Genomic DNA, 8615 nt, shown 5'->3' on the forward strand with positions numbered 1-8615 from the left:
GACGGCGTCACGCAGGATCAGCAGCGTCCATTTCTCCCCGATCACGTCGAGCGTGCGCTGGACGGGGCAGTTCTCCGTGCTCGCCTCAAGCCACTCCATCCCGCCATCGTACGGGCCTGACTTCGTCGTTGACAGTCAGCTGGACAAAGGGCTAGCTTCGCTCATAAAAGTCAGATGGGAAGGCCTTGGTCGTGGGACGAACACGTACGTATCAGTGGGAAGATCCCGCGCTCCTGGCGGAAGCCGCCGGGCGCATGGCCGGCATCGACTTCCTGCGCGAGCTGCAGGCGGGGCGGCTGCCGGGACCGCCCATCAACTACACCGTCGACTTCGCCCTGGACGAGGTGGAGCCCGGCAGGGCGGTCTTCTCGCTGACGCCGGGCGAGGAGCACTACAACCCGATCGGCAGCGTGCACGGCGGCATCTTCGCCACCCATCGATATTCCGCCAGGCGGCGGCCCGTTGCCCCTTGGTGGCTCGTCGATTTTTTGAATTACGTTCGCAATACCATAGACTGGCGAAGTCGGTGAAGGGCAACCGGCCCTTCCGGTCGGCGAAGGAGCGTGTGCTGTGGTGCGGTACGCAAAAGAGCACAAGTCGGAGACGAGGCGGCGGATCATCGAGACGGCGGGCCGCCGGCTCAAGCAGGACGGTATCGACGGCTCCGGGGTCTCGACGCTCATGAAGGACGCGGGGCTGACCAATGGGGCCTTCTACGCTCACTTCGAATCCAAAGACGACCTCGTCACCACGGCAATCGCCGACCAGTTGAAGGTGCAGGCCGAGGACGTCGTCGCGCGGGCTGCTCCTGGCCGTGCCGGACTCGAGCAGATCGTGCGCGGGTACCTGTCGCCCCAGCACCGCGAGAGCCTTGGCGACGGCTGCCCCAACGCCGCGCTGCTCGACGAGATCGGGCGCTGCACCGACACGACCAGGCAGGCGTACACCGACGGCGTGCTGGTCCTCGTCGAGGGCATTGCCGCCCGCATGGCGCCCGAGGCCCCGTCCTCCGCACGTGTGAAGGCGCTCAGCCTTCTCGGTCTGATGGCCGGGACACTGCAGCTTTCCCGCGCTTTGACCGACAGCCAACTCGCCGAAGAACTCCTCGATCAGGGGGTCAACAACGCCCTCGCCCTGCTGGACGCCGGGCAGCGCGTCTGACGCACCCAACCCCAACCCCAGGCCGTGGCTCTCGGGGAGCGGTCCGAAGCCGGCAGGTTCTCTCCGGCTGGGACTCAGCCGACGCCGCCGGGGATCACCTCCTGCGCTGCCGGCGGCTGTGTGCTCTTTCCATCCCTGCGCCCTGAACCGCGACGGGCATTTCACGGCTCGCGCCGGGCAGCGCTCCCGGCCGAGGCCGCGGCTGACGGCCGTACCGCCGCACGTACGCATCAATTCACCCTGGCCGAACGCGGGGGGCCGCGCGTTCCGTGCGCTGCCGCGACTCTCGTGCTGCTTCTGCTGCCGATCACCCAGGGACACGAGTGGGGCTGGTCCTTACCGAGTGCGATCGGCTGCTTCGCCGGGGTGGCCTTCGCGCTGATGGCGCTGGTCGCCTGGTTCGGCCTGCGGCGCATCCAGGTGGCACAGCACCATGCCGCCGAAGCGGCGGCGGGCCGGGTTGTCGTGGCCGAGTCCGAGGTGCTGCCCGGGAGCAGGTAGGAGGCCCGTACGGAGCCCTGGCGCGGCGGCGTCAGAACAGGGCTTTCGCCTCTGGCGCCGCTACGGACACCGTCACTCCGGTCCTGGCTGGCCGATCACCGTGCACCGCTGAGGCAGGCCCGCCTTCGCGACCGGGCGGCTGCCGGCGGAATTGTGCGCGGGCAGCTGTGTGCAGCGGTCGGTAGCGGAGTCTCCCCGGTTCGGCGGCAGGCCTGCTCCCTCGTCACTCATGTGAGTACGGTCATAATCCCAAATCTGGTCAGGACCTTGTCTGTGGGCTTACCTCCTGCTTATTGTCGTACGGTCGTAATCTAAAAGTCTCGACGAACGTACGGGCGCAGCGTTCTGTGAACCCGCCGGCCAAAGAGGCCCCGCAGCTCTCAGTCGAAAGGGACTTCCCATGAAGTCGCTGGTCTTGCCGAAGACGACGCCGGAGGCGGCGGACGAGGTGCGGGGTGTGGAACGGACGGACACCGATATGGCCGCGGTGCGACGGAACCCGGGCGCCCCCGGTCCACTCGCCTCCTTCGCTCGGTTCGTCCTGTTTGGCGGCGGTGTCGGGGTCGCGTCCAGCACTGCCGTGGCCGGGCTCGCCGGACTGATGCCCTGGGTTGCGGCGAATGCTTTGATCACCGTCGCCTCGACTCTTCTCAGTACGGAGCTCCACGCACGCTTCACCTTCGGGGCAGGGCATGCCGGATGGCGCCAGCACTGGCAGTCCGTGGGGTCGGCCACGGCCGCCTATGTGGTGACCTCCACCGCGGTGCTCGTCCTGCACCTCGTGCAGCCGTCGGCCGGAGTGCTCTACGAGCAGGTCGTCTACCTCACCGCCGCCGGGCTCGCCGGTGTCGGGCGTTTCCTGGTGCTGCGTGTGTTCGTCTTCGCCGGTGGCCGGACCCGGACCACGGTGCGGGCCATGAGCCCGGCGCCGGCGCGGGAAAGGGGCGTCAAGGTGTCCCCGCTCTTCCCGGTACCGGCACTGTGATTGGACCTCAGCCGGCTGCAGGCAGAGCGTCAGGACCTCTGTGGTCGGCTCTGATCGCGCGCGGCAGTGCTGGTCGTGCGGGTCTGACCAGTCCGGTGTCGTAGGTGAAGATCACGGCCTGGACGCGGTCGCGGGCGCCGATCTTGGCGAGGATGCGGCTGACGTGGGTCTTCACGGTGGATTCGGCCAGCGACAGCCGTTCGCCGATCTCGGGGTTGCTCCAGCCGGAGGTAATGGCGGTCAGCACCTCGCGCTCGCGCTGGGGCAGGGATTCGCGTTCGCGCTGGGGCAGGAAGGCGAGCTGCCGGTTTTGGCCGGGGGCGCGGCCGGGCCGCCGGCCGGGGAAGACGTCGATGAGCTCGCGAGTCAGGCCGGGGGCGATGACCACGTCCCCGGCGGCCACGGACCGGATACCGGCGACGAGTTCGTCGGGCAGCGCGTCCTTCAGCAGAAAACCCCTGGCGCCGGCGCGCAGGGCGTCGTACGCGTGCTCGTCGATGTCGAAGGTGGCCAGAACCAGGACATGGGAGCGGCCTCCGGACTCGACGATGCGGCGGGTGGCCTCGATGCCGTCCATGCCGGGCATCCGTACGTCCATGAGTACGACGTCGGGGCGCAGTTCGGCTGCTTTGCGGACGGCTTCGGTTCCGTGGGCGGCCTCGCCCACCACGGTCAGGTCGGGGTGCTGTTCCAGAAGCATCCGGAAGCCGAAGCGCTGCAGGGCGTGATCGTCGACGATGAGAACGGTGGTCATGCCAAGTCTCCGTGGGGGCGGTGCTGGGAGCGGTGGTGGGGGTCGTGGGGACGAGAAGGGCGCGGACGATCCAGCCGCCGCGGGAGTCGGGGCCCGCGGCGACCTCTCCTTGGCAGAGGGCGGCCCGCTCGCGTATGCCGACCGGCCTCTGGTCGCCGCCGTCATGGCCGTCCACTCGTGGGGTGCACGACGGTCCGGTGTCCTCGGCGGTGACGTCCACCGCGTCGAGGGCGGGAACGACATGGCGGAGCGTGCTGATGCCTCCGGTGGCCGGGCCGACGGCGTAGCGCAGTTTCGCGAATGCGCTGATCACGTTTCCGACGCTACCGGGATTCATTCGTAGTGCATCGGGCTTCAGTCCGGTGGTGAAGCGAATCTGATGGTGGCGACGCGGAGCGTCGCGGATTCTTGTCCGGCGGAGCCGGGTGATTCTCACACGGGCCGGTTCTGCTGTTCGATGTATTGCCTGATCACGGAGAGTGGGGCGCCGCCGACGGTGCCGGCGAAGTAGGAGCCGGACCAGAGTTTGTTGGCCCGCCAGTAGTGGCGTACCAGGTCGGGGAACTCCTGGCGCAGGCGGCGGGAAGAGACTCCCTTGAGGGAGTTGACGAGCTTGGTGACGGCGACCTTGGGCGGGAAGTTCACCAGGAGGTGGACGTGGTTGTTCTCGCCGTTGAACTCCACCAGCTCGCACTCGAAGTCCGCGCACACCGACCGCATGATCTCCTCCATCCGCCTCAGGTGATCGTCCGTGAACACCTTGTGCCGGAACTTGGTCACGAAAACCAAGTGGACATGCATCACGAAAACACAGTGCCGACCAGTTCTGATCTTCTGCATCTCACCCATAACCCAAGTATGTATCGTGGCCGCCATGCAGCTCCGGTACGCCTTCAGGCTGTACCCGGATTCCGGTCAGCGCATCGCACTGGCCAAGGCGTTCGGGTGCGCCCGCGTCGTGTTCAACGACGCGGTGCGCGCCCGCGAGGACGCCCGGAAGGCGGGCGAAGCGTTCCCCACCGCCGGGCACCTGTCGAAGCAGCTGATCACCCAGGCGAAACAGGCCGCCGAGCGGTGCTGGCTGGGCGAGGTGTCCACCGTCGTGCTCCAGCAGTCCCTGCGCGATATGGAGGCGGCCTACAGGAACTTCTTCGCCTCCCTCAAGGGTGAACGCCGGGGCGCGAAGGCGGGTGCGCCCCGGTTCAAGTCCCGCAAGGACAAGCGGCAGTCGATCCGTTTCACGGCCAATGCCCGCTGGTCGGTCACCGATTCCGGGCGGCTGAACCTCCCGAAGGTCGGCGCGGTGAAGGTGAAGTGGTCTCGCACCCTGCCCGTACAACCCTCCTCGGTCACCGTGATCAAGGACGCGGCCGGGCGGTACTTCGCCTCCTTCGTCATCGACACCGACCCGGTCGCCGACGCCACCCGCATGCCCGACACCGACCACACGATCGGCATCGACCTCGGCCTGACCCACTTCGCCGTCCTCTCCGACGGCACGAAGATCGACTCCTCGCGGTTCCTGCGCCGCGCGGAGAAGAAACTCAAAAAAGCCCAGCGGGAGCTGTCCCGCAAACAGAAGGGATCCAAGAACCGCGAGAAGGCCCGCCTCAAGGTCGCCCGCGCCCACACACAAGTGGCCGACGCCCGCCGGGAGTTCCACCACCAGCTCTCCACTCAGTTGATCCGTGACAACCAAGCGATCGGTGTGGAGGACCTGGCGGTCAAAGGACTGGCGCGCACCAGGCTGGCGAAGAGTGTGCATGACGCGGGCTGGGCGCAGTTCGTGCACATGCTGGAGTACAAAGCCGCCAGGTACGGGCGCACCCTGGTGAAGATCGGCCGGTTCACACCGACCAGCCAGGTCTGCTCGGAGTGCGGGGCCAAGGACGGCCCCAAACCCCTGCACATCCGGACCTGGACCTGCACCGCCTGCGGTACGGTCCACGACCGGGACCACAACGCCGCGAAGAACGTGAAAAAGGCCGCCGGACTGGCGGTTACAGCCTGTGGAGCGCAGGTAAGACCGGGACTCGTCCTGGCACAGCGCGACGAAGCAGGAAGCCACGGATTCCCGTCGGAAGACTGTGCCGCGTAGCGGCACAGCAACCGGCGGAGAAGGCCAGAATCCTCGGGCTTCAGCCCGAGGAGCAAGTCAATGATGAGGGGATGGCAGCGGATCCGTCGCCGTATCGGTCATGGAACTGCCAAATCTGGTTGGACGCGGTTGCCTGCGGTGGCTCCGGGCGACCGCAGCCCATTAAGCTTTCAAGCAAATGGACCTTTACGGACGGCGTCCGGAGCAGGCAGCCCTCGACCGGATCCTTGACGGTGCTCGGCAAGGCGACGGGGCAACGCGGGTGCTGTGGGGTGACCCCGGCATAGGTAAGACCGCCCTGCTCGACTACGTGGCCGAGTCCGCGGCTGCGGACTTCACCGTCTTGCGATGCGGGGGCACTCGCCTGGAGTCGGGGCTGACGTTCGCCGCACTGCACGAACTGCTGTGGCCGGTGACGGAGCGGATCGGTACGCTCCCGGAGCCGCAGGCCAACGCCTTGAACGGGGCGCTCGGTACCAGCAACGACGTGGCGGACCGGTTTCTGATCGGCGTGGCCGTACTGACGCTCGTCGGCGAGCTGGCCGACAAGCGGCCGGTGCTGATCATCGCCGACGACGCCCACTGGCTCGACGAGCCGTCCGCCCAGTGCCTGGCCTTCGTCGCGCGCCGCCTGCGCAACGAGCCCGTGGTCATGCTCCTCACCGGACACGACGACCCCGTCGACGGTCCCTGGGAGAAGCTGGCGGCCATGGAGGTCCGGGAGTTGGGCGACGAGGACGCCCGGCTCCTCGCCCGTTCCCTCGCTCCGCACGTGGACGAGGCGGTGATCCGCCGCACGGTCCGCGCGGCGGCCGGCAATCCGCTCGCACTCCAGGAACTGACCACGTTCGTGGCGGCCGGCGACCTCTCGACACACCCTCTCGCCGGTGAGCAGATCGCTGTCGGGCCCCGCCTGCGTCGTTCCTTCCGCGCCCGCATCGAGAGGCTGTCCGCGACCGCCTGCACCGCGCTTCTTCTCACCGCCGCCGACGACCGCAGCGATCGCAACACCGTGCGCCGGGCCGGTGACGTGCTCGGCCTCGACTCAGCCGCCTGGGACGAAGCGATGCACTCGGGCCTGCTCACCACGGGCTCGGACGGGCGGATCCGCTTCCGCCACCAACTGATGGAGGCGGTGGTCTACGAGGAGGCGCCGCCCGCGAACCGCCAGGCCGTTCATCGCGCGCTCGCCTCCGTGCTGACCGGTGAGAACACCGACGAGCTGCGCCCCTGGCACCTTGCCGCGGCTGTGGAAGCCGTGGGCCGGTCCGACGAGGAGGTGGCCAGGCTGCTGGAGGAGTCGGCCCACCGCTCCTGGGCGCGCGGTGGCTGTGCCACGGCTGCCCGTGCCCTGCGGCGTGCGGCGAAGCTGTCACCCGCCACGGACGACGCGGCCAGACGGCTGGCTCTCGGAGCGAGGGCGGCCTGGGAGGCCGGCCACGTCGATGTGGCGCGGGGAATGCTGGAGCGGGCCGAAGGGATTTCCTCCGCATCCACAGTCGCGGATCTCAGCGAGGGGCTGCGCGGGCTGATCGAGTTCGCGCACGGCAATCTGGAAGTCGCCTGCCGTCAGCTGACCCGGGACATGGAGCGGGTGGCCGATCCCGGGCAGGCGTTCGGGCTCGGCAGCATGGCACTGCGGGCGGCGTGGGCGGCCAGTCATGGCGCACTTCAGCGCGAGGCGCTCCAGCGACTCGAGCGGCGGCTCCCGCAGGGGAACTTCCCGAACGCCGATCTGCTGCCGTTGCTACGCGCATGGTGGGCAGAGGACCAGGGCGGCGGCGCCGATGACCGCGACCAGGTCGTGGCCCCCGTCGCTGAGATCCTCACCCGGCTCAACGGCAGTTCATGGCTCCTGATGCCACCGGCACCGCTGGCGGTGGCCTGGGGCATCGAGTCCGCCCTGCAGGAGGCGCTCCGCCGTGAAATCGACACGCTGCGGCACACGGACCAGGTCACTGCCCTGACCCAGGCGCTGGCCCAGACCGTGGCGCCCGACATCGCGCAAGGCTCCTGGACCTTGGCCACGGCGAACGCCCTTGAAGGGCTCCAGGTGGCTCAGGGGATCGGCGACGACCACTTGGCGGGGCAGTGCCACACCGGTCTCGGATGGCTGGCAGCCGCGCGAGGCGATGAGCGGACCGTCAGGGACGTCGCCGACCGGACCATCGAGCTTTGGGTGCCGCGTGGGGTGCGCGTCTTCAGCGCCTGCGCGGAGTGGAACCTCGGTATGTCGGCGCTCTTCGCCGGCCGGGCCGAGGAGGCGCTGGACCGCCTGGTCCGGCTGGGCGAGGACGGGCACCACGCGGCGAACGCCACTGTCGCGCTGCTCGCCGCGCCGGACACCGCCGAGGCCGCCCTCCAGGCCGGGCAGCGGGCGACGGCCGAGGAACAGGCGCGGTTGCTGCGGCGGTGGGCCGAACGGACCGAGGCGGCGTGGGCGATCTCCGCGACGCACCTGGTCCGTGCCCTGCTGGAGTCCGGAGCGGAGGCGGAGAAGCAGTTCCGGCTCGCGCTGGAGGTCCCCGGAGCCCGGTCGCGGCCCTTCGCCTACGCCCGCACGCGCCTGCTGTACGGCGAGTGGCTGCGGCGGTCCCGCCGCCGTACCGACGCCCGAGTGCAGCTGGCCGAAGCCGCGGAGACCTTCCGGCGACTCGACGCGGCCCCCTTGCTCGCCCGTACCCGGGCCGAACAGGAACTGACGGGGCAGCAACCGCGCCGGGACTCCGCGCGGGCACGGGCACGGGACACCCCGACGACCCTCACCGCGCAGGAGTTGAGAGTCGTACGGCTGGCCGCGGAGGGACTCACCAACCGGGAGATCGGGGCACAGCTGCTGATCAGTCCTCGTACGGTGGCTCATCACCTGGCCAACGTGTTCCCCAAGCTCGGTGTCGTCTCGCGCGCCGACCTCGCGCGCGTCGACTTTGAGGACGGGCTGCGTTTTATGGGGTGACCGACGGTATCCCGGGGCTGCCCGGGTGGCTCGCCGACAGCAGGGCGGGAGCGGTGTGTGCGGTGGTGCTCAGTGTGTGGGGGTCAGGGCGCCGCGGAAGGTGCGCCGGTAGGCGAGCGGTGAGACGCCGATGGCGGCATGCAGGTGTTCTCGTAGCGAG

At 69.0% G+C, this 8615-nt stretch carries 9 protein-coding genes and 2 pseudogenes; 6 read left to right on the forward strand and 5 right to left on the reverse strand.

Going from position 1 to position 8615, the window contains the following annotated elements; all coding sequences use genetic code 11:
- Window positions 1-99, reverse strand: a 99-nt coding sequence (locus OP79_RS57795; protein ID WP_033329172.1) for a winged helix-turn-helix transcriptional regulator, incomplete at its 3' end; no start/stop codon positions are given.
- A 92-nt stretch (window positions 100-191) separates the two neighbouring features.
- Here OP79_RS57795 and OP79_RS47685 point away from each other — a divergent pair.
- From OP79_RS47685 to OP79_RS56315, 3 genes and pseudogenes are all read left to right on the forward strand, one after another.
- A pseudogene (locus OP79_RS47685) lies at window positions 192-434 on the forward strand (PaaI family thioesterase); the annotation flags it as partial.
- A 136-nt stretch (window positions 435-570) separates the two neighbouring features.
- Window positions 571-1161, forward strand: coding sequence for a TetR/AcrR family transcriptional regulator (locus OP79_RS47690; protein ID WP_033329485.1), 591 nt, complete (start codon window positions 571-573; stop codon window positions 1159-1161).
- 288 nt (window positions 1162-1449) lie between these two features.
- Entirely contained in the window at window positions 1450-1662 is a 213-nt protein-coding gene (locus OP79_RS56315) for a hypothetical protein (protein WP_033329486.1), read from the forward strand.
- Window positions 1663-1734: 72 nt separating this feature from the next.
- Here OP79_RS56315 and OP79_RS55790 read toward each other — a convergent pair whose 3' ends face one another.
- Entirely contained in the window at window positions 1735-1893 is a 159-nt protein-coding gene (locus tag OP79_RS55790; RefSeq protein WP_157857527.1) for a hypothetical protein, read from the reverse strand.
- A 247-nt stretch (window positions 1894-2140) separates the two neighbouring features.
- Between OP79_RS55790 and OP79_RS47700 the strand changes: the two genes are divergently transcribed.
- Window positions 2141-2647 carry a GtrA domain-containing protein gene (locus OP79_RS47700; RefSeq protein ID WP_078492524.1) on the forward strand — a complete coding sequence of 169 codons (507 nt, stop codon included), beginning with the start codon at window positions 2141-2143 and terminating at the stop codon, window positions 2645-2647.
- Window positions 2648-2654: 7 nt separating this feature from the next.
- Here the strand turns inward: OP79_RS47700 and OP79_RS47705 are convergent, their stop codons facing one another.
- Window positions 2655-3401, reverse strand: a complete 747-nt coding sequence (locus OP79_RS47705; protein ID WP_051745841.1) for a response regulator — start codon at window positions 3399-3401, stop codon at window positions 2655-2657.
- A 432-nt stretch (window positions 3402-3833) separates the two neighbouring features.
- Complete coding sequence (tnpA, locus tag OP79_RS47710) at window positions 3834-4250, reverse strand: IS200/IS605 family transposase (protein ID WP_033329488.1); 417 nt, start codon at window positions 4248-4250, stop codon at window positions 3834-3836.
- Between the two features lie 25 nt (window positions 4251-4275).
- Here tnpA and OP79_RS47715 point away from each other — a divergent pair, with 25 nt between their 5' ends.
- Together OP79_RS47715 and OP79_RS47720 are read left to right on the forward strand one after the other, a co-directional pair.
- On the forward strand, window positions 4276-5499 hold the full coding sequence (locus OP79_RS47715; RefSeq protein ID WP_033329489.1) for an RNA-guided endonuclease InsQ/TnpB family protein: 1224 nt from the start codon (window positions 4276-4278) through the stop codon (window positions 5497-5499).
- 178 nt (window positions 5500-5677) lie between these two features.
- A complete protein-coding gene (locus tag OP79_RS47720; protein ID WP_078492523.1) occupies window positions 5678-8455 on the forward strand; it encodes an ATP-binding protein in 2778 nt (925 codons plus the stop codon).
- A gap of 69 nt (window positions 8456-8524) precedes the next feature.
- On the opposite strand, the pseudogene OP79_RS57800 reads toward OP79_RS47720, so the two are convergent.
- Window positions 8525-8615 (reverse strand): annotated as a pseudogene (locus tag OP79_RS57800) (helix-turn-helix domain-containing protein); the annotation flags it as partial.

It is taken from the genome of Streptomyces yerevanensis (assembly GCF_000716805.1).
GTDB classification, from domain to species: Bacteria; Actinomycetota; Actinomycetes; order Streptomycetales; family Streptomycetaceae; genus Streptomyces; species Streptomyces flaveus.

Bases quoted from the DNA above. Each gene is read 5' to 3' on its own strand.
- OP79_RS55790 (WP_157857527.1), bottom strand. From the start codon at position 1,893: ATGAGTGACGAGGGAGCAGGCCTGCCGCCGAACCGGGGAGACTCCGCT.
- OP79_RS47700 (WP_078492524.1), top strand. From the start codon at position 2,141: ATGGCCGCGGTGCGACGGAACCCGGGCGCCCCCGGTCCACTCGCCTCC.
- OP79_RS47705 (WP_051745841.1), bottom strand. From the start codon at position 3,401: ATGACCACCGTTCTCATCGTCGACGATCACGCCCTGCAGCGCTTCGGC.
- tnpA (WP_033329488.1), bottom strand. From the start codon at position 4,250: ATGGGTGAGATGCAGAAGATCAGAACTGGTCGGCACTGTGTTTTCGTG.
- OP79_RS47715 (WP_033329489.1), top strand. From the start codon at position 4,276: ATGCAGCTCCGGTACGCCTTCAGGCTGTACCCGGATTCCGGTCAGCGC.
- OP79_RS47720 (WP_078492523.1), top strand. From the start codon at position 5,678: ATGGACCTTTACGGACGGCGTCCGGAGCAGGCAGCCCTCGACCGGATC.